Here is a 24,859-nt window from a genome sequence, read left to right as displayed (position 1 = left end):
GGCCTCTTTGTTTCAAGCCCTCAGCCGCGCCATCGTATAGGCATCGACATATTGCCCGTCGCGATAGCCGAACGACCTCAGCAGGCCTTCCTTCTCGAAGCCGAATTTTTCATAGAGGCGGATGGCCGTTGTGTTATCCGTGTAGACGGTCAGTTCCATCCGCTTGATGTCGTGCCAATTGTCAGCGGCGTCGAGCATGGTGGCCATCAGAACGGTGCCGATGCCGCGGCCGGTGAAATCGTCATGCACACCCATGCCGAGACTTGCGGCGTGCTGTCGCCGCCCTTCGAAGCGGGTCATGCCGCCATTGGCGACGACCTTGCCATCGAGTTCGACGACGAGATTGAGCGCACCGGGCGAGGGGTTTTCCATGCGCTTGCGCACCGCGTCGATGCTTTGAAAGGGTGGGCGCAGCGTGCCGGCGCGGTAGCCCGGCAGGTTCATCAGTTCGGTGACGGCTTCGGCATCGCTCACGCGCAACGCGCGAACGCTGAGGCCCTTCAGATAAGGCTTTTCGGGTGGGGTGTCCTGATTGGCTGACATCATGCTCTCCTTGGGGTTTGAAAGAGGAGAGCGGAGTTTCCGAAACCCTGCTTTCCTCGGCAGGGTTCTCGGGATGATCGGACTGCTAGTGACGCACCATCGCTCCCGCGCACCCTACAAGGGTCGTGGCAATAAGATGAAAGGTATGGGCCACAGAGTTGATCATGCGCGGAAGTTTCTCCATTTGCGTGCAGATGTCAACAGGCCGGAATTTGCCTTCGGATGCGGCTATGGGTATTCCGGAAGAGCAGACGATTCGGATGTTTGACCTTGAAAACCATCGCCATCGATTTCGAGACAGCCAACGAACAGCGCGGCAGTGCCTGCTCGGTCGGCCTTGCCTGGATCGAGGACGGACAGGTGACGCGGGTTGAGGAACGGCTGATCCGACCGCGTGACATGCGCTTTTCGGGTATGAATATCGCCATTCACGGCATCCGCCCTGAGCATGTGGAGGATGCACCGGAATTCCCTGAAGTCATGGACGAGTTCCATGACGATTTCCGAGGGGCGACGATGATCGCCCATAATGCCGCTTTCGATTTCAGTGTCTGGCGGGCGAGCCTCGATCTCTACCGGCAGTCCTATCCGGAGTTGACCTATCTCTGTAGTCTGAAGATGGCGCAGCGCATCTGGCCGCATTTCCTGTCGCACCGGCTGAACCTGATTGCTGATCATCTCGGCCTGCGCTTCGTCCACCATAATGCGGCTGAAGATGCGGCCGTCTGTGCGGCAGCCGCGCTCGAGATGGCGAGGGCCGTCAAGGCTTCGACGGTTGCCGCCATTCCCGCCGTCATCGGCATGAAGCCCGGCAGGCTGACGGCAGCGGGCTACGAGCCCTGCACCTGCCGTAAGGCCTGAGCCCCCACGTTTTCTTGCAAAGATTCCGGCCATTCTTATCTTAGCGGGATCAACACGGGAGTTGCCATGTCCACGTTTCGCAATCTTTTCCTTGGCTCAATATTCCTCGCGGCTTCCGCGGGCGCGACCTCAGCTGAAGTCGTCGGCAAGGTCGGGGTCGACTGGATCGGCAATGACATCATCGTCGAGGCGGTCTCCGACCCCGAGGTGAAAGGCATCACCTGCCATGTCACCTATTTCGACCGCAGCCTGATCGACCGGTTCAAGAATGGCAACTGGTTCGAAGATCCATCCAACAATTCCATCGCCTGCCGTCAGACGGGGCCGATTGAAATCGGCAATATCGATTTGTCCAAGGATGGCAGCGAGGTTTTCCGCCAGGGCATGTCGCTCATCTGGAAGGTGCTGGCGGTCAATCGCATTTACGACAAGGCCAACAATACGCTGATTTATCTCGCCCATTCGCGACAGGTGACGGATGGTTCGGCGAAGATGTCGATTTCGACCATTCCGCTCTATGGGCAGGATGTGGTTTGGAAGAATGGGAAGCCGCAATGAAAAGGCCCGGACGAGCCGGGCCTTCGAATTCCAGATAGACCAAGAGATCAGGCAGCTTCGCGGGCCAGCTCGTCGGCAATGACCGTATCGAGGTTGAGGAAGCAGACCATGGTCTTTTCGAGCGCGACAATGCCGCGGCAGAAGGCGCGCTGGGCTTCCGGGATGATTTCCGGCGCCGGTTGAAGGTCTTCGCTCTTGATGGTCATCATGTCGGAGACCTGTTCGACCAGCAGGCCGACCAGCTTGCCGGCGATGTCGGTGACGATGATGGCGGAACGCTCTGACGGTTCCGTCATCTTCATGCCGAGGCGGCAGGCCATGTCGATGACCGGGATCACCGCACCGCGCAGGTTGATGAGGCCGAGGACGTAGGGCGGGGTATGCGGCATCGGCGTCACCGGTGCCCAGCCGCGGATTTCGCGGATGGCCATGATGTCGATGCAGAATTCCTGATCGCCCAGATGGAACGAAACGATTTCGAGATAGGCACCCGACTGCTTGATGGCGTTGTTGTTGTTCATGATCAGAATTCTTCCCAGTTGTCCCCGGCCGGAGAGGAGGAGAGTGTCCTGGCGGCTGCGCCGCCCGTGAATGCGCCCGCGACCTTGCCGATGAGGCTCCGTGCGGGTGAGGGTTTCGGATGCGAGGCTGCGGAGGCTTCTCGCGGCGTTTGACGGGCGCTCATGCCCTCGCCGATATTGAACTGCCGTACCAGCTGCGTCAGGTTTTCCGCATCGGTTGCGAGAGTGTGGCTGGCGGCGTTCGTTTCTTCCACCATGGCCGCATTCTTCTGCGTCACCTGATCCATCTGGCTGATGGCTGTATTGATCTCGTTCAGTCCAACCGATTGTTCGCGCGCAGAGGTTACGATTGATTTAACATGACCGTCGATGCGCAGAACATCTTCGCCGATCTGGCGCAAAGCCTCGCCGGCAGCGGTCACCAACTCGCCGCCGATTTTGACTTCGGTGCCGGATTTGCTGATCAAGGCCTTGATATCCTTGGCTGCTCCGGCTGCGCGGCCGGCCAGTTCGCGCACTTCCTGGGCGACGACCGCAAAACCCTTGCCGGCTTCGCCGGCACGCGCTGCTTCGACACCGGCGTTCAGAGCCAGCAGATTCGTCTGGAAAGCGATCTCGTCGATGACGTTGATGATAGTGCCGATTTCGCGCGAGGCGTTTTCGATTCGCTCCATCGCGGCCATGGCATCGCCGACGATGGCGTCGGATTTCTCCGTGTTCTGGCGGGTGTGAGCGACCATCTGGCCGACTTCCTCGGCACGGCTGGTGGCGTTACGCACGGTGGAGGTGATCTCGTCCAGAGCCGCTGAGGTCTCTTCCAGCGAGGCTGCCTGCTGCTCGGTGCGCTTGGCGAGGTCATCGGCGGCGGCGCGCATCTGGCTGCTGTTTGCCTGGATGGACGTGCTGTTCAGGGCGATATCGCCCATTGCCTGACGCAAGCGCAGAGCCGTCTGGTTGAAGTCCTGACGCAGCCGTTCCAATTCGTCGCGGAAGGGCTGGTCGATGCTTGCGGTCAGATCGCCGTTGGCAAGGCGGGTGAGGCCCTGTCCAAGAGCCGTGACGGCGGCGCTCAGCGCCTCCGCATCTGCAAGCTTGGCAGATTCGCGCTCGCGACGCTCGGCATCGCTGCGCTGGCGGTCGGTCTCGGTGCGTGTTTCCAGATCGATCTTTTCGATGGCGGCAAGACGGAAGCTTTCGGCAGCGCGGGCCATTTCGCCGATCTCGTCGCCGCGTTCCTTGCCGGCGACGTTGCTCGTCAGGTCGCCATTCAGAATGCGCAGCATGCTTTCGCGCACGGTGACGATGCCGCGGCGGATAGAGCCACCATGGATATATTGCAGCGCAGCCATGGTGAGGATGGCGATGACGCCAAGCGCGATCTGGATGACCAGCGAGCTGTGGGAGGTCTCGTTGGCGCTTTCGATGCGCTCGCGGGCAACGACGGTGCCGTCACTGGCGAACTTGTCGAGGGTGGCGGCGAGCTTTTCGCCTTCAGAGTCGATACGATCGTCGATCTTGTCGAATTCGGCATCGGACGCGCCCTGTTCGACAAGCGCCTTGAGGTCCACCTGGATGGCCTGGCGAAGCGCGCCGACGTCGGAATCGTAGCTTTTCAGCAGGTCGCCGGCCTTCAACTCCTCAGCGATCATGCCCATTTCCTTCGAGCCGCCGGAAAGGGTTGCGAGCGAGTCGGCAATGACTTTCAGGCGCTCGGGCTGGATGGTCTTCTCGTCCTTGTCGACGATCGTGTCCATTGCGGCGAGAACCAGCGTCAGGCCGGCGACGCGCATGTCGTTGATGCTGTCGATGCTCTGCTGGATTTCGCTGGCGCGGCGCAAGCTGATATCGACCTGCATGTTCTCGTACCAGCCGATACCGAGCATCGAGCCGAAGCCGATGAAGGCAGCGCCGCCGAGCGTCCAGAGCCGCTGGCCGACCGAAAGGTTTCTGCGAACCGTCGAATTTGTCATAAAGCCACCCTCCGCCCCAGGCGGTTTTCAGTTCCCTCAATTTTTATGCTGATCCGGTTCATGCCCCGGCCGACATCATGTCGGAACAGTGCCGAAGCACTGTATGCATTACTAAATATAGATATCCGCAATTAAGCCTTCCCTAACGATGTATTTCCTGGGACTGCTTCGGGATGGTTGCCGCAAGCCGTTAGAAAGGCGCGATAATTCGTTTTGTACGTGTTTTTCTCAGCACGTTTGCCCACATTTGGCATTCATCAAGCTGGGACAATTAATCACGGGTGAGAAAACGCATTCTTGAATTGCGTGCTCACGATCGCGACTATAATCACGCGGACGAGACGGGTGGGGCACCCGAGCCATTAAGGATTATACCATGAAGAATTTCCGTATCGCCGTCTGGGTCGTCGTGCTCGCGCTTGCCGGCGTTCTCGGCTGGTTCACTCTGGATCAGAGCCGCACGCGGAATGTGGTGGCCGAGGGCCCGTTCGGCGTGCCGTTCACGCTGGTATCGCAGAGTGGCCAGCCGATCACGGAGCAGGCTTTGCGGGGCAAGCCCACCGCCTTGTTCTTCGGCTTCACGCATTGCCCCGAAGTGTGCCCCACGACGCTGTTCGAGCTCAACGGCTGGATGAAGAAGGTCGATCCCTCGGGCAACAAGCTGCAGGCCTATTTCGTGACCGTCGATCCCGAGCGCGATACGCCCGAGATCATGAACCAATATGTCTCCAACGTTTCCAAGCGCATCACCGGCATTTCCGGTCCGCCGGACAAGATCGCCGACGTGATCAAGGGCTTCCGCGTCTATGCCAAGAAGGTGCCGGTCGACGAGAACAATCCCAACGGCGACTATACGATGGATCACACGGCCTCGGTCTTCCTGCTTGATTCTGCCGGGCGTTTTGCGGGAACGATCTCCTATGGCGAAAATCCGGATACGGCGATAAAGAAGCTTGAGAATCTCGTCGCCAAGGGATGACCGGCCGCTGAAAGCACATACACCGGCAGCGGGCGACGCAACCTGAAAGATCGCCTATCGTGAGTGAAATCCGCCTTTACGTGTCGACGACTGAAAAGCAGGCCGAGGAAATCCTCGACCTCTTGAGCGAGGTCTTCGGCGAAGAAGATTTTGCCATCGGCACCACCGAGGTCGACGAAAAGAAGGATATCTGGGAAGCCTCCGTCTACATGATGACGGCGGACGAGGCGGAGGTGCGCCCTCGCATCGAGGAGGCGCTGAAGGAGACATTTCCGGATGCTGCGTTGTTGCGCGAGGTCATTCCTGATGTGGACTGGGTGGTCAAGTCGCTGGAGGGGCTGAAGCCCGTCAGGGCGGGGCGCTTCCTCGTGCATGGCTCGCATGACCGCGACAAGGTGCGATCAGGAGATATCGCCATCGAGATCGATGCCGGCCAGGCTTTCGGCACCGGCCATCACGGCACGACCGCTGGCTGTCTGGAGGTGATCGATCGGGTGCTTCGTGCCCGCACGGTGCGCAATGCGCTGGACCTCGGAACCGGCAGCGGCGTATTGGCGATTGCCGTTCGCAAGCTCCGCAATATTCCTGTACTCGCGACTGATATTGACCCGATCGCTGTGCGCGTCGCGGCCGAGAATGTTCGCCGCAATGGCATCACCAGTGGCATCAGCACTGTGACGGCACCGGGCTTTCACTCGACGGCTTTTTCCGAGCATGGGCCGTTCGACCTGATCATTGCCAATATCCTGGCGCGGCCGCTGATCAAGATGGCGCCGCAGCTCGTCACCAATCTGGCGCCGGGCGGATCGGTAATCCTGTCCGGCATTCTCGCCTCGCAGCGCTGGAAGGTGCTGGCCGCCTATAATGGCGCCAAGCTTCGCCATGTGCGTACCATCTGGCGCAACGGCTGGGTGACGATCCATCTGGATCGTCCCTGATCTCTTCTACGCGCGTTTTCCCAGGAATACAGGCAGAAAAAAGGCGGTGTCAGTGACACCGCCTTAAACCGGCGTTTAAATCCGGTCATGCCCGCGAGCTCGAAGGAGGAGGAGATGCTCGAGCGGGCTCTACTGCATTCCGATAGGCCTTTCCGGTGGAGGGAGGAGGATCGGAAAGGCTTTAAGCTCAGAATGCGTAGCTCGGTGCGCCCTTGTGGCGCGTGGAACGCTGGCCGGCTGCAAGCACCTTGAGGCTGTCCTCATGCTGCGGGCGGCGGGCGCCGATGATATGACGCACAGTCTGGCGTTCGCCAGCCTGTACCGGGCTGCTGTAAGCGAAGCGCGAGAGAGAGGCGGTCATTTCAAAAAATCCTTTGTTGGTGGTTCGTCGCGAACCGTTCGATGCGCTGTATATAGCTATTCCGTCATGCGGCGGCAGAGGGTTTGTTTCATGGGAGCCATGCGCGCAATGCATGAAGCGTGCCAGTTTCCCACATCGAGACACATTTCTGCCAAATTAATGGGCGGCTGGCAGCTTCCAGGCGCTTTGCGTCGCTTTTTCTCCCCAATGACTGAAAATTCGCTAACATGGCCGCTATCCCATTAACCGGATTCGTCTCATTCATTCGGGTTTTCAGCATGTTCCAGTCTTTCGAAGTCACCTCCACGCCGCAGTTCGGCAGGGAACGGGTTTCCGTGCTGCGCGCCAGTTTCGATGCGCTCGGCATCGATGCGTTTCTCGTGCCGCGCGCCGATGAATTCAACGGCGAATATGTGCCGGCCTGTGCCGAGCGGCTGTCCTGGCTGACGGGCTTCACCGGCTCGGCGGGCATCGCGCTGATCACCCGGACTGAAGCGATCGTCTATGTCGACGGACGTTACGTGACTCAGCTCGCCGAACAGGTGGACGGCGCAGTCTTTACCGGCGGCGATCTCGTCAACGAGCCGCCGCATGTCTGGCTGCCGGCGCATGGCAAGAACGGGCTGCGACTCGGCATCGATCCTTGGCTGCATTCGGGTGCGGAGGTGCGCAAGCTCGAAAAGGCGCTTTCCGAGATCGGCGGTTCGCTCGTCTTCCTGCCGCATAATCCGCTCGACAAGCTGTGGACAGATCGCCCGGCAGAGCCGCTTGGGCCTGTTGTCATCCAGAACGTCGCGCAGGCCGGCATCCTCGCCAAGGACAAGATCGCGACGATCGCCGCCGATCTCGGCAAGAAGAACCTCAAAGCGGTGCTGATTGCCGATCCGTCCTCCATCGCCTGGATCTTCAATATCCGCGGCGCCGACGTGCCGCATACGCCGCATCCTCTGGCGCGTGCCATCATCCATGCCGACGGGAAGGCGGAGATTTTCCTCGACAAGCGCAAGACCGGCATCGAGCCGGAAGCTTATCTTGCGCAGATCGCCAGCCAGCTTGCGCCATCGCTGCTGGACGAAAAGCTCGCCGAAGTCGCCAGGGGTGGCGGCCGTATCCTCATCGATCCCGATATCGCCTCCTATGCGCTTGCCGAGATCATCCGCAAGGCGGGCGGCGAGGTGGTCGAGGGCACTGATCCGGCAAAGCTGCCGCGGGCGGTGAAAAACAGCGTCGAGATCAACGGTTCGGCGGCCGCGCATCTGCAGGATGGCGCTGCCATGGTCGAATTCCTCTATTGGCTCTCTCAGAGCAAGCCCGGCACGATTACCGAGATCGGTGCCGCCGAGCGGCTGGAAGCGGCTCGTGCTAAGCTGGGCGAGAGCATGCAGAACCCGCTGAAGGATATTTCCTTCGACACGATCTCGGGTGCTGGCGAACATGCGGCCATCATGCACTATCGGGTGACGACGGCGACCGACCGGCATATCCAGCCGGGCGAGCTCTTCCTGATTGATTCCGGCGCGCAATACACCAACGGCACGACCGACATCACCCGCACGGTGGGTATCGGCGTCGTCACTGAAGAGCACAAGCGCTTCTTCACGCTGGTGTTGAAGGGCATGATCCAGATCAGTACGGCGCGCTTCCCCAAGGGTACGCGCGGCTGCGACCTCGATCCGCTGGCGCGCATCGCGTTGTGGCGGGCAGGGGCCGATTTCGCACATGGCACGGGTCATGGCGTCGGCTCCTATCTCTCGGTTCACGAGGGGCCGCAGCGCATCTCGCGGCTTTCGACACAGGAACTGCTGCCGGGCATGATCCTCTCCAACGAGCCGGGTTATTACCGGCCGGGTCATTTCGGCATCCGCATCGAAAACCTGATCTATGTGCGGGAGGCTGAAGCCATCGAAGGCGGCGATATGCCGATGCTCGGCTTTGAAACGCTAACCTTCTGCCCAATCGATCGCAGCATCGTCATTCCCGAATTGCTGACGCATGACGAGCTGCACTGGTTCAACGAATACCACCGCCAGACACGCGAGGCGCTGATGCCGTTGATCCACGACCATGACGTCAAGGCATGGCTGGAGAATGCGACGCTGCCGCTGGAATACTGAGCGGTTGGAATCGAGCGTCTGACTTAAAGACCGATCGTGTGCCGCCAGATCATCACGATGATCCAGGCGGCCACGAGCATCCAGGTGTGCGAGAAGCGCAGGCCGATGACGAGGGCGACGGCGAGCGCCAGTTTCGAATCCCAACCGCCGATGAAGAAGGCGGGGGCGACGAGCGTCGTGAGGACCGCTGCCGGCACGGCGTTCAGCGCCGCTTCCATGCGGGGCGGGATGCGTTTCATCTTGGTAATCATGATGTAGCCGCCGATGCGAGTCGCAAAGGTCGCGACTGCGGCGGCCAGGATCACGAGAGCCATGTGGAGATCGAATTCCATCTCAGACCTCGTGATTTTCGGTGTTGAGGGCGTCGGCTTCGAGATCCGGCTCCTCGGCAGGCAGAGGCATCAACGCGGCAAGAATGATGCCGGCCGCAGCGCCAAGGCTCACATGCCAGGGGGAGCCGACGAAATGATAGGCGATGACCGAGGCAACAGCGCTCGTCAGCGCCACGGGCAGGAAATTGTCGCGTTTACGGAAGCCGAGCACGATGCCAAGGAAATAGGCCGGCAGGAGGATATCGAGGCCGATCATTTTCGGATCGCCGATCAAGGCGCCGAGCATGCCGCCGATCAGGCTGATGAGAACCCAGGGAATGTAGATGATGATGCCGAAGCCGAGATACCAGGTGAAGGTGACGGGCTGACCTGCCTCGCCGCGCTTGACGGTTTCGGCAAATTGCGGATCGACTAGAAGGAAGAAGGTGAAGAACTTCTGGAGTGCCGTGAAATGCCTGATGTAGCGGGCGATCGCCGCCGAATAGAGCACGTGGCGGAAGTTGACGGCGAGGATGGACAGAACGATCACCCAAGCCTGGACATTATGGCCGAAGAGCTCAATGCCGACCAACTGGCTGGCGCCTGCATAGACGGTGGCGCTCATGAAGGTGAGTTCGGAGAGCGACATGCCCTGCTCGGCAGCAAGGGCGCCAAACAGCGCTCCAAAGGGAGCAGAAGCGAGCGCCACGGCAAATCCGCCCCGCAAACCTTCGACAAAGTCGGCGCGTTTCATGGGATTGGTCCTGTTGGAATTGAAATTTCCCTCTATGGTGTCTCACCCGCTGCGGCAATTGAATTTCCTTGATTCACCAATCGATTTTGCTGAAGCGTTACCGGTTTGCGTCACCGGCGAGGTGAGGGAGACAATGAAGAAGATCGAATTTACGAAGGAAGAAAAGGCGGAGATCGTTTCGCACATCCGCCAATATTTCGATCGGGAACTCGACCCGATCGGCGTGCTGCCGGCCGAATTCCTGCTCGACTTTTTCGCCGAGAAGATCGGGCCGTACTTCTACAATCGAGGCATCAGAGATGCGCGGGCCGCATTTCTGAAGAGGATGGAAGATGTGGCCGACGACATTCACCTTCTCGAGAGGGAGGAGAAATTTTAGAGGTCGCCAAAGGCTGCTTGGGTCTGCTCTTTACTTAACGCTAAATTATCGCCGCAACGGTATCGTGCTAGCACTTTCGTACAGCAGGTTTCGCGTTGGTTGGTGCAATTCTCTCTGATATCGATGGTTCCCGTTCAGCTACAGTCGGCAAGACGCTGATCTTTGTCGTCTGGTTTGCGTTGGCGTCAACGCTTTGCTGGTCCGAAGCCGTGTGGCGCGATGAGGTTCGCGCATTGTCGTTTGCCCTTCAGGGCGAGAACTTGTTCGACATGCTTCGCCATGTACGCGGCGACGGACATCCTGCCCTCTGGCACATCCTGTTGCGCGCCGGCTACAGCGTGGTCGGTTCGCCTGTCATCCTGAAGATTCTCGCGCTGACGATTGCGACGATTTCCGGCTATCTTCTTGTTTTCAGGCTGGAACTTCCGCTTCCCACAGTGTTGCTGGCATTGTTCGGCAACTTTTTGATTTTCGAATATGCGGCGATGTCGCGAAATTACGGCATCAGCATGCTCTTCGTCTTCCTGATCGCGGTGAGCTGGGAGAAGGGGAAGCGCAACGGATTATTGCTCGGCCTGTTGTTTGCTTTGCTGGCGAGCACCAACGTCCATTCAATCATCCTGATTGGCGGTTTCTTCGCCTACCGGTTTTCGATCTCGTTCAGGAGCGACAAATGCCGGCGGTAGCGAACTGGCGGGCTTTTGCAACGAGTGCTGGCATTGCTACGGTCGGCGTCATCCTATGCATCTTGACGGTCTATCCGACATTCAACGATGCCGCCACGATCGATCTCGGCGGACAGAATCTCGTCTCGCTCGCTCTTCGCGCTGTCGTCGCACCCGGCTCCAATTTTATGGCGTTTTATCCCGCCTGTGTTTTGGATCTGATATATGCACACCCGGCTCTCTATGGCATTTTGGCGTCGCTGATGTCCGTTCTCCTCTATGGCAGCCTGTTGGGGCTGGCGGAGCGGCCGCCGGCGATGATCGCCTCGGGGCTTGTGCTGCTCGGACTCGGCCTGCTTTTTACCTTCGTCTATCCGGGCGGATACAGGCACCAGGCGCTCTGGCTGGTCTTCATGATCGCGATAACCGCCTTGACTTCATGCTCCCGACTCGGGATGCCGGGCATTGCTGGCGACGACGCAACTGGCCGCATTACAAGGATTGGGCAGTTGTGCTTCCTGATATTGCTGTCGCTGCAGGTCATATCCGGTTTCGAAAAGGTCTATCAAACCATTATCGCCGACACACCGTTGAGCCGAAGCAAAGATTTCGGCGCACTCATGCAATCGCGCGCCGATCTCAAGGATGCGATTATCATCGCGGATCCCGATTACCTCGTGGAATCTTTGCCCTATTACATCTCCAATCACACCTATCTCATGCGCGAAGAGCGTTTTGGCAACACAGTACGATTTACCCGCAACGCGCGCCTGTCGCTCAGCCTTGCCGATATACTGCAGACCGCCAACCATTTGCGGCAAAGTGAGGGTGTGCCCGTCGTCATCCTTCTTTCGCAACGGCTTGACCAAGTTGCCGCGCCGATCTCAGTGCACGAGAGTTACGTCTGGGAATTGTCTCTGACACCGGAGAATATTTCTGCTTTTAAGGATGCGACGAGCCTGCTGAAACGCTTCGGGCCGACTGCCGGAAGCGATGAGACATTCGACGCTTATCTGCTGAAATAGGGCGGCGATGACCGCTTAACCGCTTAAAATATCGGCACTCTTGACGATATCGATTCCCTTTGCACGCATCTCGTCGATGGCTGCAGCGACACCGTCGGGCGTGATGCCGCGGCTTGCGTCCTCGACAAAGCGGACCTTGACGCCAGGGATCAGCTCCAGCGCGTCGAGCGCAGAGAATTTTACGCAATAATCGGTCGCAAGCCCGCAGACGTCGAGTTCGGTGACGCCTTGATCGATCAGGAAATCGGCCAAGCCTGTCAGGGCATACTGATCGTTGTCGCGGAAGGCGGAATAGCTGTCGACGTTCTTGTTTTCGCCCTTCTGCTGGATGAGGTCGATTTGGGCAGAGTGGAGCTCGGGGTGCAGCTCGGCGTCGCGCGTGTATTGCACGCAGTGATCCGGCCACAACATCTGCGGCTTGCCGGAAAGTTCGCCCATCTCGAAAGGGGTCTTGCCGGGATGGGTGGACGCGAAGCTGCCGTGGTCAGCCGGGTGCCAGTCCTGCGAGGCGACGATGAGATCGTATTTGCCGCTGTCGATGAGGCTGTTGGCGACGGGAACGACCTCATGGCCATCCAGAACCGGCAGGTTGCCTCCGGGACAGAAGCCATTCTGAATATCGACCAGCAGCAACGCCTTCATCAAGCTATCCCTTACGCATACCGCACCGCAAAATGCCGACCGATACCAGCACAATCAACTAGTGGATTTCCGGGGGGCAAGGCGCAAGTGCTATTTCTCGTATCGAGAGTGTCAGATGGCTGCATCAACGTATTTTTCCCATGGCGCTCGCGTAATACGCGAAAGTGGCAAGTATTTCGCGTTTTTCCTTCGGATTTGTGCATGCGCTAAGGAGCCGAATGCCTGAAGACCAGATCGTCGGAATCGCCATCCTGGCGCGCCGCCGTTACATCCGGCACTGCGCCCAGCCGCTCGGCGAGCCGAATCGACCTCACATTGGGAGCAGCGATATAGCTCACCAGCGTCTTCAGGCCACGAACCGTAAAGGCCCAGTCGCGCAAGGCAACGGCTGCCTCATAGGCGTAACCTTTGCCTTCGGCTTGCGGATAGACAAGCCAGCCCAGTTCTTTCTCGGGAAACAGCGGGCCGTGATTGATGCCGACCTGGCCGAGGCATTGTCCTGAAACCCGGTCCTCCATCATCAGGGCGCCGTGACCCATCAGTTCCCATAGGGCGACGTCATGGCAGAACATGCCCCAGGCGGCCTTGGTCGAATGCGGGCCGCCCATATATCGGGCGCGATCGGATATCATCAGCGCGTGGTAGTCCGGCCAGTCTTCCATTGCAGGAGGCCGGAGGATCAGGCGCTCGGTTTGGAGTGTTGGTATGGTCGTCATCGGATGTCTCGCCGGAAAATCGGGTGAAGCCTGGAGTGAATGCCTTTAGCTGCAGGTCATTTACAGGGTATCCACGCGGTCGAAAAGGCCGACAAGAAAGCTCGGTGTTCTGAGGAGCTTGCCGTGGGTCAGAACGAATGGTGCCTGCGGCGAAGGTTGCTTGCGGCCTGTTCAGCGAGGCTCCCCCGGCAGAGCCTCATTGCATCAGGCCGTTTGGTCGCTCTCGCCGTTTGCAGCGGGCGAGCTGCCGTAGGTCGTCTGGTATGCGCGAAGTGCGGTCTGCATGTCGGTCAGGACTTTGGCCATCAGGCCGCTGTCATCATCGTCACCGCCGGTGGCGGCAATCTTTTGCGGGTCGGCGGCAAGAATTTCCGATGTGGTCAACTTGCCGTCGCCGTTCGAATCCAGGGCAGAGAGCGCTCCCTTGGACTCGTCACTGATGTCATCGGTGCCGGACTGGCCATCGCTGTCATCGCTCTTCTGGAGTGAGAGCATGAGCGCCAGAATATCGGCTGTGATCTTCTGGACGATATCGGAGCCTGACGAACCATCATCGCCCGCGGTACTGGCCGTTGAGGATTGGGAGGCAGCGGCGAGCTCGTCTGCCGAGACGACGCCGTCACCGTTCTTGTCGAGGGGATTGAGGGGGGCTTTGTACTGGGTCAGCGTGCTGCCCAGAGCTGAAACACTGGTCACTTGAACCTCCTCTGAAGGTCTTGTGAAGCCTGCCTTTCATGGGCGGGCAGTGACCGGGCTATGCCTGTTTGCGAGTCGGGTCAAAGCGGCGTTTTGTCATCTGGAGAACTGCGGGCTGCTGGGCCTGTGATTCCGGACAAGGTACCGACGCAGTGGAGCGGTCAGACCCGCTCCACAAACCCGTCCAGCACGCGCTTCTGGCCGGCGCGGTCGAAGTCGATCGTCAGCTTGTTGCCTTCGATGCCGGATATCGAGCCGTTGCCGAATTTGATGTGGAAGACGCGGTCGCCGAGGGCGAAGCGCGAGGGTTCGGTGGCGGTGGATTTCGCCACCAGTTCGCCCTCGATCGTGCGGCCGCGCGGGCCGCTTTCACCGTAGCCGATGCGCTCCACCGCATGGCCGGAGCGGGTGCCCCAGTTGTCGCGGGTGGCGTCGGTCTTGTTCTGCTGGGCGCGCTTCCAGCCTGGAGTCGAATAGGAATTGGCGAAGGGATCGGCCTTGTCGAATCGCGACTGGCCGTAACCGCCGCCGCGGCCGTAGCCGCCATAGTTCTGCTCCATCTCGGCCACTTCCACATGGGTTTCCGGCAGTTCGTCGAGGAAGCGCGAGGGAATGGTCGATTGCCACAGGCCGTGGATGCGGCGGTTGGAGACGAACCAGATGTGGCAGCGGTGCTTGGCGCGGGTGATGCCGACATAGGCGAGGCGGCGTTCTTCCTCCAGGCCGGCGCGACCGGATTCGTCGAGGGAACGCTGGTGTGGGAAGAGGCCTTCCTCCCAGCCGGGCAGGAAGACAGTGTCGAATTCCAGGCCCTTGGCCGAGTGCAGCGTCATGATAGAGACGGCGTCGAGATTTTCGTTGGTCTCGGCATCCATGACGAGCGAGACGTGCTCCAGGAAGCCGCGCATGGATTCGAAGCTTTCCATGGAACGGATGAGTTCCTTGAGGTTTTCAAGGCGACCCGGCGCTTCGGCGCTCTTGTCGTTCTTCCACATGTCGGTATATCCGGACTCTTCGAGGATCTGCTCGGCAAGTTCGGTATGTGGTGTGTTTTCAAGCAGTTCCTGCCATCGGCGGAAAGATTGAATCACGTCGAAAAGGGCCTTGCGCGCCTTCGGCTTCAGCTCGTCCGTCTCGATCATGTCGGCGGCGGCCGCCAGCATCGGAATGTCGCGGGCGCGGGCATAATCGTGAAGCGCGCGCACCGTCGTATCGCCAAGGCCGCGCTTCGGCGTATTGATGATGCGCTCGAAGGCGAGGTCGTCGGCTGGCTGGGCGACGAGGCGGAAATAGGCCATGGCATCGCGGATTTCGAGGCGCTCGTAGAAGCGCGGACCGCCGATGACGCGGTAGTTCAAGCCGAGCGTGACGAAGCGGTCTTCGAATTCGCGCATCTGGAAGGAGGCGCGAACGAGGATCGCCATGTCGTTCAGCAGATGTTTCCTGCCGTCGGCGTCGCCGCGCTGCAGGCGCTCGATTTCCTCGCCGATGGCACGCGCTTCTTCTTCGGAATCCCAGGAGGCATGGACCTGCACCTTCACGTCGTCAGGATCGGAGCGGTCGGTGAAGAGCGTCTTGCCGAGGCGGCCTTCATTATGGGTGATGAGATGGGCGGCGGCACCGAGGATATGGGCCGTCGAGCGGTAGTTGCGCTCCAGCTTGATGACCTTGGCGCCTGGAAAATCCTTTTCGAAGCGGAGGATATTGTCCACTTCCGCACCGCGCCAGCCATAGATGGATTGGTCGTCGTCGCCGACGCAGCAGACATTCTGCGGCTCGCCCTTGGCACGCTGGGCGAGAAGCCGCAGCCACATATATTGGGCGGTGTTGGTGTCCTGATACTCGTCGACGAGAATGTAGCGGAACTTCTGGTGATATTCCTTCAAGAGATCTGGCTGTTTGCGGAAGATCGCGATCGGATGCATCAGGAGGTCGCCGAAATCGCAGGCGTTCAGCGTCGACAGGCGGTTCTGATAGGCGAAGTAGAGGTCGCGGCCGCGGCCATTGGCGAAGGCGCGCGCATCTCCTTCGGGAATATCGGCCGGCCCGAGGCCCTTGTTCTTCCAGGTATCGATCATGCCGGCGAACTGCTTGGCCGGCCAGCGCTTGTCGTCGAGCCCCTCGGCTTGGATGATCTGCTTGATGAGGCGGATCACATCGTCGGTGTCGAGGATGGTGAAATCGGAGCGCAGGCCGACGAGTTCGGCATGGCGGCGCAGGAGCTTGACGCCGATCGAGTGGAAGGTGCCGAGCCAGGGCATGCCTTCAACGGCGCCGCCGACGAGAAGCGCGATACGCTCCTTCATTTCGCGAGCGGCCTTGTTGGTGAAGGTCACGGCGAGGATCTGCGAGGGGAAGGCGCGTCCGGTCGAAAGAATGTGGGCGATACGGGTGGTCAGAACGCGGGTCTTGCCGGTGCCAGCGCCGGCAAGCACAAGGACGGGACCTTCCAGCGTCTCGACCGCTTCGCGCTGTTCCGGGTTGAGGCCGGCGAGATAATCGGGGCGAGTGCCATCACGAGCCGCCATGGCGCGGGCGGCAATGCCGCCGCCGGCAGCCGGCGCCCTTGGGGCAGGTGCTGCAGGCTGTTGCGGTTTGCGCGGCGCATCGCCCGGTTCCTCATCGAAGAAGGGCATATCGTCGAAACTATTGCTCATGCCGCGTAATGTAGTGATTCGGGAAGGAAAGACCAGAAAGTTGTTCTGCTTTCATTCCCAGCGGCTCAGCTATCCTCAAGTCCTTGTTTGACACATGTCGTCATCGCAAAACCGCTGCATCGTTTTGCGCGGGATACTTCAGGTCGTTTGCGGGCCGGCGAAAGCCAGGCAGACCGAAACCAGCGCAAAGAGCGGCGGTAGCGCAAAGCACCAGGTGCCGACCGTGGCATACAGCAGGGCGGCAAGGCCGCAGCCGAGCGCGAAGGCGAAGACGGCGACCACCATATGCGACAGTCGGCTCTTTACGGGCTTTGCCTGATCGCCGGCGCTGCCATGGGCGAGGTCGGCTAGGTCGATCATGATTTGCGTCGTAGTGCCGGTCATCAGCGTGCTCGGCGGTGAGGCGCCGAGATGGATGCGGTGGGCGGCGTTCTGGATCGCCATGGCGATGACGAGCAGCATGCCGGTTGCGACCAGCGGCAGTCCATCGGGATTGGCGAAGGGGGAAAGCCAGATGGCGCAGGCGCCGCCGGCAATCAGGAAGAGAAGCTTTATGACGAGCAGGATGCGCAGGCCCTTCTCGTCGCCGGGCGGCACATTGTGCGTGAGGTAGCGCAGCAGGAGGATCGTCAGACAGAAGACCGGCAGCGCCAGAAGCTTGGCGATGATGCCCGTCGTGCCGTGGGTCAGTGCCGCACCCAATGTCACGAAGTTGCCGGTGACATGGGCGGGGAAGAGGCCGCCGAGCGCCAGGAAACCGGCTGTATCGACATAACCGCCGGTGAGGCTCAGAAGTACGGGCAGGGCTGGACGCATCGTTTTCCCTCTTATCGTTTTGTCTGGTTACTTTGCTGCGACGGCGTGGATTTCGGCAATATAGCCACCCGGGAATTCCACCATGGCGGCGCGGCGGTCGCCGGATTGATAGGGCGCAACGAGGATTTCGGCGCCGCTATTCCTAGCCTTCCGGAGCGTCGCGTCGAGATCGGCAGTCTCATATCCCGTCATCTCGCGGCCATAGGGGAAGGGCAGGTGGCCATCGGTGACGAGCACCGTCATGCGGCCGAAGATGGAATCGATGCGCAGGCGATGGAATGTCGTGTCCGGCAGGCCGATTTCGACGCCAGGCGCCTTCTTATCGTCGGAGACGAGTTTGCCATGCGAGAAGGCAAGGAAGGCGTGGGTGAAGGCTGCGACACGGTCAGGCGACACGTAGACGCGGTTTTCCGGGACTGTCGTGAAGGCGGGATAGTCTGGCTTGGTTGTATGCCAGTAAAGCTGCATGTTGACGCCGCCCGGCCACTGGATGACGGCGTCGCGGCCGATCGGATCCGGGAAAGCGGAGACGATGACATCGGCGCCGGCCGCCTTTGCCGCGGCGACCGCCTTGTCGAGATCGGTGACGAGATAGCCTGTGCGTTCGGCGCCGAACGGGTAGGGGATCGGCGTCTTGAAGCCGAAGAGCGAGACGGTACCAACCGGCGTCTGCAGAAGCTGCGACGTGGTGCTGCTCGGCGTCGGCGTCACCGTTGCGGTCACCTGCTTGGTGCTGGTGCCGCCGAAGGTGGCGAGGAAGCTCTTGGCAAAGGCGTCCACGTCGCCGGGGGCGACATAGACATGGGTCGTGTCATATTGCGCGCCGACGCCGAATTGCGGTGAGGCGGCCAGCGCCGGGGCGCCGGCCAAGCCGAGAAGGGCAACAAGGGCTAACGATAGACGAAGCATATGCGATCTCCTGCGGCCTGGCCGGCCGTTCATTCGGTACGTTCGAGGTTTACGCCTTGATGAAGGCGAGGACGTCGGCGTTGAACTTGTCGGCTTCCGTCTGGGCGAGGCCGTGCGGGGCACCCGGATAAACCTTCAGCGTGCCGTTCCTCAGAAGTTTGATGCCCTTTTCGGCGGCTGCCTTGATCGGCACGATCTGGTCGGCATCGCCGTGGATGAGCAGGGCCGGAACGTCGATCTTCCTGAGGTCTTCGCTGTAATCGACCTCGGAGAATTCATGGATGCAATCGTAATGGCCCTTGATGCCGCCGGCCATGCCCATCAGCCAGAAGGTTTCGCGCAGGCCTTCGTTGACCTTGGCGCCGTCGCGGTTGAAGCCGTAGAAGGGGATGGTGAGGTCGCGGTAGAATTGCGAGCGGTCGCCGGCCGTGCCCTTGCGGATGCCGTCGAAGACCTCGATCGGCGTGCCCTCGGGATTTTCAGGCGTCTTCAGCATCAGCGGCGGTACGGCGCCGACGAGCACGACCTTGGCGACGCGGCTCGTGCCATGGCGGCCGATATAATGGGCGACTTCGCCGCCGCCGGTGGAATGGCCGATCATGATGAGGTTCTTGAGGTCGAGCTTCTCGATGAGTTCGGCGAGGTCATCGGCATACTGATCCATATTGTTGCCGTTCCACGGCTGGGAGGACTTGCCGTGTCCGCGGCGATCATGGGCGATAACGCGGTAGCCCTGCTGGGCAAAGTAGAGCATCTGGACTTCCCAGGCATCGCCCGACAGAGGCCAACCATGGGAGAAGAGGATCGGCTGACCGTTGCCCCAATCCTGATAATAGATCGTCGTTCCGTCCTTGGTGGTGATCGTCGGCATTGAATTTGTCCTATGCTGGGGTTGGGAGGATCTGTGCCCTGAGGCGGATGGGTTGCACCGTGGTGCTGACACGGCCAGAAAACATGTTTGCAGGGGTCAGCGGAAGTGATGCTTTGGTGCAGGTTGCCTTATGCTTTTTCCCTGAGATCGAGCCAGGCGACGAGCAGGAAGCCGCCGACGAGGCCCAGATGTTCGAAGAAGGAATTGGCAGCCATGAAGCGCTCCATTCCCACGGGTAATTCCCAGAAACGCAGGGCGAGGAAGGTGGCGAGCAGCGTGAAGGCGCCGAGGGCGAGCGCGCCCAGCCATCGAAAAAGGCCGATGAGAATCATGAGTGAGGCTACAAGCTCCATGATGATGACGAACACGGCGAAAAGCGGAGCGGGCGACAGGCCGAAATGGGTCATTTCGCCGATCGCGCCCGGAAAATCCGTGAGCTTGTTGAGGCCGCCCTGCAGATAGGCGGCGCAGAGGCCGAGATGGGCGATGAAGCGCATCCACTGCGCGCCGAAGAGAGGACGGGCGAGGGACGCAAGTCGGATTTCAAGGGCATGCATCGGATCGATCCTCAGACGGCCCAGCAGGCGCAGCCGAGCGCGCCCCAAAAGCTCTTGAGATCGGAGACCGGCGCCTGCGAGCCCCAGGCATTGGCGTGGGCATGGCCGTGGACGTTGCAATCATTGGCGCAGCCGCAGGACGAGATCAGGCGGCGGTGCAGCGAGTTCTTGCCGGCACCTTCTGGTTCGCCCCAGGCGGCATAACCTTTGAAGCTGCGCACCGGCGACCAGTCCGGCATGGCGGGTGGGACCGGGTTTTCATCGAGGCTGGCGAAAGTGCCTGATCCATAGACGATCCTGCCGCCGACCATGGTGAGCTCCGAGGTGAGGAACGAGATTTCCTCTTCGGCGCAGGCAAAGAAATCCTTGTCCGGCACGATGAGATCGGCGAACTGGCCCTTCTCGATGCGTCCCTTCTTACCTTCTTCATTGGAGAACCAGGTGACGTTTTCGGTCCACATGCGCAGCGCCGTCTCGCGGTCGAGGCAGTTGGCGCGTGGATAGATTGCCATGCCGCCGACAGTGCGGCCCGTGATCATCCAGGAGAGCGACACCCAGGGATTATAGGAGGCGACGCGGGTCGCATCGGTGCCGGCGGAGACCTTGACGCCCTTTTCCAGCATGCGGGCGACCGGCGGGGTGGCTTCGGCCGCACCCACACCATAGCGCTCGACGAAATATTCGCCCTGATAGGCCATGCGATGCTGCACGGCGATGCCGCCGCCAAGGGCTGCGATCCGGTCGATCGACCGTTCGGAAATCGTCTCGGCGTGGTCGAAGAACCAGTTGAGGCCTTCGAGCGGGATATCCTGATTGACTTTTTCGAACACATCGAGCGCGCGGCTGATCGTCTCGTCATAGGTGGCGTGAAGACGCCAGGGCCAGCGGTTTTCGGCGAGCACGCGCACGACCTCTTCCAGCTCGCCTTCCATTTCCGGTGGCATGTCGGGGCGCGGTTGTCGGAAGTCCTCGAAATCGGCAGCGGAAAAGACCAGCATTTCGCCAGCGCCATTGTGGCGGAAATAGTCGTTGCCCTGCTTGTATTTCACCGAAGCGGTCCAGTTGAGGAAGTCTTCCTTCTCCTGCTTCGGCTTCTGGGTGAAGAGATTGTAGGCGAGACGCACGGTCATCTGGCCTTCGTCGGCGAGCTTCTGGATGACGGCGTAATCGTCGGGATAGTTCTGGAAGCCGCCGCCTGCGTCAATGACGCCGGTAATACCCAGACGGTTCAGTTCGCGCATGAAATGGCGGGTGGAATTGACCTGGTAATCGAAGGGCAGTTTCGGACCCTTCGCGAGCGTCGAATAGAGGATGCCGGCATTCGGTTTGGCAAGCAGCAGGCCAGTCGGATTGCCGTTTGCATCTCGGGTGATCTCGCCGCCGGGTGGGTTCGGGGTGTCCTTGGTATAACCGACGGCGCGAAGGGCGGCGCCATTCAGAAGGGCGCGGTCATAAAGATGCAGGATGAAGACAGGGGTATCCGGCGCGACCGCGTTGATCTCTTCGATCGTCGGCAGGCGCTTTTCCGCAAACTGGTGCTCGGTAAAGCCGCCGACGACACGAACCCATTGCGGCGCAGGTGTTGCCGCCACCTGGCGTTTCAGCATGTCCATCGCGTCGGCGAGCGAGCGAACGCCATCCCAGCGTAATTCCATGTTGAAGTTCAGGCCGCCGCGGATGACGTGCGTGTGGTTGTCGATGAGGCCGGGAAGGACGCGCTTGCCCTTGAGGTCGACCACCTTCGTATTCGGCCCCTTGAGCGCCATGATCTCGGCATCGTGGCCGACGGCGAGGAACCTGCCGTCTTTGACGGCGACGGCGCTGGCTGTCGGATTGGAGCGGTCGAGCGTGGTGATCAGGCCATGATGCAGGATGAGGTCGGCAGTTGCGTTTTCCATAGTCTTCGTCCTCGAGCGAAAGCGGGTATCAGACCTTGTCAGAAGGCTTTGCGTCGGAAGGTGCGCTGCCTTTCGGCAGGTGGCCGAACATGTGCGGCTTTATCTGGTTCAGCCACGAGACGGCCGCAGGCTCCTTGTTGATCAAGGTCTTCGCGAATGGGATGACCTGCTCGCCGACCAGAATGCCAAGCAGGCCGACAAGCGCCACGACCGGTGGGGCCGGCGAACGGACGTTCAGCAGGCTGTAGACAATGCCAACGAGAAGGCCGGCTCCAAGGGAGAGGAGATAGATTTTCATTTGGGCTCTATTCACTTCGTCATGCAGGAAAGCGAAAGCGGCAGAGAAGCCGCTCCCGCCGATGAAGTTTACTTGGCCGGATTCGGGCCGATGCGCTCACCATGCTTGACACGTTCGGGCGCCTTGTGGACGTGGGTATAGGCGTAGTCGACGCCCATGCCGTAAGCGCCGGAATGTTCCTTGACGATGGTGGTGACGGCGTCATAGGTTTCGCGGCGTGCCCAGTCGCGCTGCCATTCCAGCAGAACCTGCTGCCAGGTGACGGGAACGCAGCCGGCCTGGACCATGCGATCCATGGCGTATTTATGCGCATCGGCCGACGTGCCGCCCGAGGCATCGGCGACCATGTAGATCTCGTAATCGGTGTCGTGCATGCAGGAGAGCGCGAAGGTGGTGTTGCAGACCTCCGTCCAGAGGCCTGAAACGACGACTTTCTTGCGGCCGTTGGCGGCATTCTTCGCCAGGGCGTCGCGGACGTTCTGGTCGTCCCAGGAGTTCATCGAGGAGCGTTCGAGAATCGTGTTTTCGGGGAAGACGGCGAGCAGTTCCGGATAGGTGTTGCCGGAGAAGGCCTCGGTTTCGACCGTGGTGATGGTGGTCGGCACCTTGAAGGTCTTGGCGGCCTTGGCGAGGCCGACGACATTATTCTTCAAAGTCTGGCGGTCGATGGACTGTACGCCGAAGGCCATCTGCGGCTGCTGGTCGATGAAGATCAGCTGGCTGTTCTGGGGCGTGAGGACTTCAAGATATTTGGACATTATCGTTCTCCCTGGTCATGAGGCCTTGAAGGCAGGAATCGGCTGTCAGTCGGCCGCTGCAGAAGCTTGTGGTGCATCGCTTCCCCGCGAGTGAGAGGTCGCGATTCGACGGCGAACCTACTTGGCAAAAGCCAAATCAGATTGTCGGTTTCTACCCTCTTTTGTCAAAAATTGCCTCGGGGCGCAGAGGTGGTCGGAAAGGTGTCGGAGTAGCCAAAGAGGCACCCGGGATTTTTTTCGCGGCCCTGTCGGGATTGTCGGGGCTCATGCGTCCTAGAGCCATGAACGACGACCAAAAGGAGGATGTTTCATGGTCAAGGTCATTTCACATCTCTGGTTTGCCGAAGGCGCCCGCGAGGCGGTGGAATTCTACGTTTCGCTTGTGCCCAATTCCGCAAACGGCGACATCACCACCGTGCCGGCAGAAACGCCGAGCGGCCCTCCAGGCAGTGTCGAAATCGTGGAGTTCAAGCTTGGCGGCCAGAATTTCATGGCCATGAAGGCCGGGCCGTTCGAACCGTTCAACCATGCCTATTCCGTACAGGTCATCTGCGAAGATCAGGCGGAGGTCGACCGTATCTGGGATGGGTTCCTTGGCAACGGGGGTACGGCAGAACACTGCGGCTGGCTCAGGGATCGCTGGGGTCTTTCCTGGCAGATCGTGCCCAAGGCGCTGGCCGAGATGATGAGCGGTCAGCGCAAGGGCAATGCGAAGAAGATGACCGAGGCGATGCTGCAGATGGTCAAGCTCGATGTCGCAACATTGGAGAAAGCGTTCCAGGAAGCGGCCTGAATCTGCGAAGCACCATGACCAAAGCGGACGGCACCCCGGAGACAGGGCTGCCGTTTCAATTCTCCCAGTGGATTTTCAGGGGAAATGATGTCATTGGGACAGCGGGAGGCAATTCGAAAACGGGGGTGATTGAATTGGCGTCTCGGCCACAGATTTCATTGCTTCAAGCCGGTGCGGTGTCGATCGTGCGCATGCGCAGCAACAGCGCCGATCATGACGAGAGCGGGCCGATTCCCCAGGCGGAGGCTTTCAGCGTGATCGCGCAGCTGAAACCCTTCGACAACCATCGCCTCTGGCGCCGCGGCAGGCTCATCCACGACGGTGGCCATCCGGCGGGAGCGCTGGCGATCACCGATCTCGGGGAGGAGTGGCGCTGCCATCATCGCTCCTCCTTCGACAATATGCGTTTCAATATAACCCGGCAGGGGCTTTCCGATTTCAGCTACGAGGCGGGGCGTTCCGGCTTTAACGGGCTCGATTGCGGGCAGGGTCAGCTTGATCCGGTCGTGCAAGGGCTCGCAATGGCACTCCTGCCGGCGCTCAGCCAGCCAGCGCATGCGAGCGCTCTTTTCATCGATCATGTCCTGCTGGCGCTGCAGGCGCATCTGGTGACGCGTTATGGCAAGATCAATCTGCCGGTCGAACGCAGCAGCGGGCTTTCGGGGCGTCAGCTCAACATGGCGACCGGGTTCCTTGCCTCGCTGACGGCGCGGGAGGCGACGATATCTGATGTCGCGGCGCAATGCGGGTTGTCGACCAGCTATTTCATCCGCGCCTTCAAGAGATCGACCGGCCGCACGCCGCATCGCTGGCTCATGGAATACCGGGCGGAGAAGGCGCGGCAGATGCTGCTCGGCACGGCCTCCATCGCCGAGATCGCGGTCGCCTGCGGTTTTGCCGATCAGAGCCACCTGACACGGGTCTTCACGGCGCTGCACGGGGTGTCGCCCGGCACGTGGCGGCGGGAGAGGCGTATCTAGGCGATTTCCGCATTCTTCGAACCCGGAGGGACTATCTCCTTTCTTGCGAGTTTCGGGCGCAAAATCGCTGCACATTTCCGCTGGAACTGCTTCCTGGCATCGCTCAAGTAAAAGTGAGCGGGCGGGTTATTTTCAATCTTTGCTGATATTACAATTCTGTAATGACGGGTGGTTACGCTTGCTGCCGGCCGGGGAAAGGTGCGATATTGTCGCACCTGACGGGACTGGTTGTCCCGCAACGCCTCTTTCGACCGACCCTGGTCTAACCTCGAGTCCCTCCGGAGACGTG

At 60.3% G+C, this 24,859-nt stretch carries 25 protein-coding genes and 1 pseudogene; 9 read left to right on the top strand and 17 right to left on the bottom strand.

What is annotated here, in order from left to right:
- Nucleotides 1-12: 12 nt before the first annotated feature.
- The gene (locus tag ACK9YZ_RS13635) at nt 13-543 is read right to left on the bottom strand and encodes a GNAT family N-acetyltransferase (RefSeq protein WP_416066739.1); all 531 of its coding nucleotides are present in this window, start codon (nt 541-543) and stop codon (nt 13-15) included.
- A 270-nt stretch (nt 544-813) separates the two neighbouring features.
- Here ACK9YZ_RS13635 and ACK9YZ_RS13630 point away from each other — a divergent pair, with 270 nt between their 5' ends.
- Together ACK9YZ_RS13630 and ACK9YZ_RS13625 are read left to right on the top strand one after the other, a co-directional pair.
- Nucleotides 814-1,404, top strand: coding sequence for a 3'-5' exonuclease (locus tag ACK9YZ_RS13630; protein WP_416064181.1), 591 nt, complete (start codon nt 814-816; stop codon nt 1,402-1,404).
- A 66-nt stretch (nt 1,405-1,470) separates the two neighbouring features.
- Entirely contained in the window at nt 1,471-1,962 is a 492-nt protein-coding gene (locus ACK9YZ_RS13625; RefSeq protein WP_216755198.1) for a CreA family protein, read from the top strand.
- A 47-nt stretch (nt 1,963-2,009) separates the two neighbouring features.
- Here the strand turns inward: ACK9YZ_RS13625 and ACK9YZ_RS13620 are convergent, their stop codons facing one another.
- Nucleotides 2,010-2,483, bottom strand: coding sequence for a chemotaxis protein CheW (locus ACK9YZ_RS13620; RefSeq protein WP_216755197.1), 474 nt, complete (start codon nt 2,481-2,483; stop codon nt 2,010-2,012).
- Nucleotides 2,484-2,485: 2 nt separating this feature from the next.
- Nucleotides 2,486-4,453, bottom strand: a complete 1,968-nt coding sequence (locus tag ACK9YZ_RS13615) for a methyl-accepting chemotaxis protein (RefSeq protein ID WP_216755196.1) — start codon at nt 4,451-4,453, stop codon at nt 2,486-2,488.
- Nucleotides 4,454-4,829: 376 nt separating this feature from the next.
- Here ACK9YZ_RS13615 and ACK9YZ_RS13610 point away from each other — a divergent pair, with 376 nt between their 5' ends.
- Nucleotides 4,830-5,432, top strand: a complete 603-nt coding sequence (locus ACK9YZ_RS13610; protein WP_416064180.1) for an SCO family protein — start codon at nt 4,830-4,832, stop codon at nt 5,430-5,432.
- Nucleotides 5,433-5,491: 59 nt separating this feature from the next.
- Nucleotides 5,492-6,370 (top strand): 50S ribosomal protein L11 methyltransferase, encoded by an 879-nt coding sequence (locus ACK9YZ_RS13605; RefSeq protein ID WP_416064179.1) that lies wholly within the window; start codon nt 5,492-5,494, stop codon nt 6,368-6,370.
- A gap of 187 nt (nt 6,371-6,557) precedes the next feature.
- On the opposite strand, the gene ACK9YZ_RS13600 is transcribed toward ACK9YZ_RS13605, so the two are convergent.
- The gene (locus ACK9YZ_RS13600) at nt 6,558-6,731 is read right to left on the bottom strand and encodes a hypothetical protein (protein ID WP_018115709.1); all 174 of its coding nucleotides are present in this window, start codon (nt 6,729-6,731) and stop codon (nt 6,558-6,560) included.
- A gap of 278 nt (nt 6,732-7,009) precedes the next feature.
- Here ACK9YZ_RS13600 and ACK9YZ_RS13595 point away from each other — a divergent pair, with 278 nt between their 5' ends.
- Entirely contained in the window at nt 7,010-8,845 is a 1,836-nt protein-coding gene (locus tag ACK9YZ_RS13595; protein WP_416064178.1) for an aminopeptidase P family protein, read from the top strand.
- Between the two features lie 23 nt (nt 8,846-8,868).
- Here ACK9YZ_RS13595 and ACK9YZ_RS13590 read toward each other — a convergent pair whose 3' ends face one another.
- A complete protein-coding gene (locus ACK9YZ_RS13590) occupies nt 8,869-9,177 on the bottom strand; it encodes an AzlD family protein (RefSeq protein ID WP_183803456.1) in 309 nt (102 codons plus the stop codon).
- Nucleotide 9,178: 1 nt separating this feature from the next.
- Complete coding sequence (locus tag ACK9YZ_RS13585; protein WP_216755192.1) at nt 9,179-9,910, bottom strand: AzlC family ABC transporter permease; 732 nt, start codon at nt 9,908-9,910, stop codon at nt 9,179-9,181.
- A gap of 133 nt (nt 9,911-10,043) precedes the next feature.
- Here ACK9YZ_RS13585 and ACK9YZ_RS13580 point away from each other — a divergent pair, with 133 nt between their 5' ends.
- A complete protein-coding gene (locus tag ACK9YZ_RS13580; RefSeq protein WP_416064177.1) occupies nt 10,044-10,289 on the top strand; it encodes a DUF2164 domain-containing protein in 246 nt (81 codons plus the stop codon).
- Nucleotides 10,290-10,522: 233 nt separating this feature from the next.
- Nucleotides 10,523-11,979, top strand: a pseudogene (locus ACK9YZ_RS13575) (hypothetical protein).
- A gap of 15 nt (nt 11,980-11,994) precedes the next feature.
- On the opposite strand, the gene pncA reads toward ACK9YZ_RS13575, so the two are convergent.
- The 11 genes from pncA to ACK9YZ_RS13520 form a co-directional block, all read right to left on the bottom strand.
- Nucleotides 11,995-12,621: a bifunctional nicotinamidase/pyrazinamidase gene (gene pncA / locus ACK9YZ_RS13570; protein ID WP_416064176.1), complete on the bottom strand. Its 627-nt coding sequence runs from the start codon at nt 12,619-12,621 to the stop codon at nt 11,995-11,997.
- Nucleotides 12,622-12,827: 206 nt separating this feature from the next.
- Entirely contained in the window at nt 12,828-13,337 is a 510-nt protein-coding gene (locus tag ACK9YZ_RS13565) for a GNAT family N-acetyltransferase (RefSeq protein WP_416064175.1), read from the bottom strand.
- A gap of 204 nt (nt 13,338-13,541) precedes the next feature.
- Nucleotides 13,542-14,033 (bottom strand): hypothetical protein, encoded by a 492-nt coding sequence (locus ACK9YZ_RS13560; RefSeq protein WP_216755188.1) that lies wholly within the window; start codon nt 14,031-14,033, stop codon nt 13,542-13,544.
- A 161-nt stretch (nt 14,034-14,194) separates the two neighbouring features.
- On the bottom strand, nt 14,195-16,690 hold the full coding sequence (locus ACK9YZ_RS13555) for an ATP-dependent helicase (RefSeq protein ID WP_416064174.1): 2,496 nt from the start codon (nt 16,688-16,690) through the stop codon (nt 14,195-14,197).
- A 138-nt stretch (nt 16,691-16,828) separates the two neighbouring features.
- A complete protein-coding gene (locus tag ACK9YZ_RS13550) occupies nt 16,829-17,506 on the bottom strand; it encodes a YoaK family protein (RefSeq protein ID WP_416064173.1) in 678 nt (225 codons plus the stop codon).
- A 27-nt stretch (nt 17,507-17,533) separates the two neighbouring features.
- Nucleotides 17,534-18,415 carry a glyoxalase gene (locus ACK9YZ_RS13545; protein ID WP_416064172.1) on the bottom strand — a complete coding sequence of 294 codons (882 nt, stop codon included), beginning with the start codon at nt 18,413-18,415 and terminating at the stop codon, nt 17,534-17,536.
- 49 nt (nt 18,416-18,464) lie between these two features.
- Nucleotides 18,465-19,286: an alpha/beta fold hydrolase gene (locus ACK9YZ_RS13540; RefSeq protein ID WP_216755184.1), complete on the bottom strand. Its 822-nt coding sequence runs from the start codon at nt 19,284-19,286 to the stop codon at nt 18,465-18,467.
- Nucleotides 19,287-19,414: 128 nt separating this feature from the next.
- Entirely contained in the window at nt 19,415-19,843 is a 429-nt protein-coding gene (locus ACK9YZ_RS13535; RefSeq protein ID WP_416064171.1) for a DoxX family protein, read from the bottom strand.
- Nucleotides 19,844-19,854: 11 nt separating this feature from the next.
- On the bottom strand, nt 19,855-21,741 hold the full coding sequence (locus ACK9YZ_RS13530; RefSeq protein ID WP_416064170.1) for an amidohydrolase: 1,887 nt from the start codon (nt 21,739-21,741) through the stop codon (nt 19,855-19,857).
- A gap of 28 nt (nt 21,742-21,769) precedes the next feature.
- A complete protein-coding gene (locus tag ACK9YZ_RS13525) occupies nt 21,770-22,039 on the bottom strand; it encodes a XapX domain-containing protein (protein WP_216755181.1) in 270 nt (89 codons plus the stop codon).
- A gap of 68 nt (nt 22,040-22,107) precedes the next feature.
- On the bottom strand, nt 22,108-22,797 hold the full coding sequence (locus ACK9YZ_RS13520) for a hydrolase (protein ID WP_216755180.1): 690 nt from the start codon (nt 22,795-22,797) through the stop codon (nt 22,108-22,110).
- Between the two features lie 310 nt (nt 22,798-23,107).
- Here ACK9YZ_RS13520 and ACK9YZ_RS13515 point away from each other — a divergent pair, with 310 nt between their 5' ends.
- Complete coding sequence (locus ACK9YZ_RS13515; protein WP_416064169.1) at nt 23,108-23,590, top strand: VOC family protein; 483 nt, start codon at nt 23,108-23,110, stop codon at nt 23,588-23,590.
- A gap of 191 nt (nt 23,591-23,781) precedes the next feature.
- Nucleotides 23,782-24,570, top strand: coding sequence for a helix-turn-helix domain-containing protein (locus tag ACK9YZ_RS13510; RefSeq protein WP_416064168.1), 789 nt, complete (start codon nt 23,782-23,784; stop codon nt 24,568-24,570).
- The last annotated feature ends 289 nt before the right edge of the window (nt 24,571-24,859 follow it).

The organism is Rhizobium sp. ZK1, from assembly GCF_047782645.1.
Classification (GTDB): Bacteria; Pseudomonadota; Alphaproteobacteria; order Rhizobiales; family Rhizobiaceae; genus Rhizobium.
This window is presented reverse-complemented; position numbering and strand designations above follow the sequence as displayed.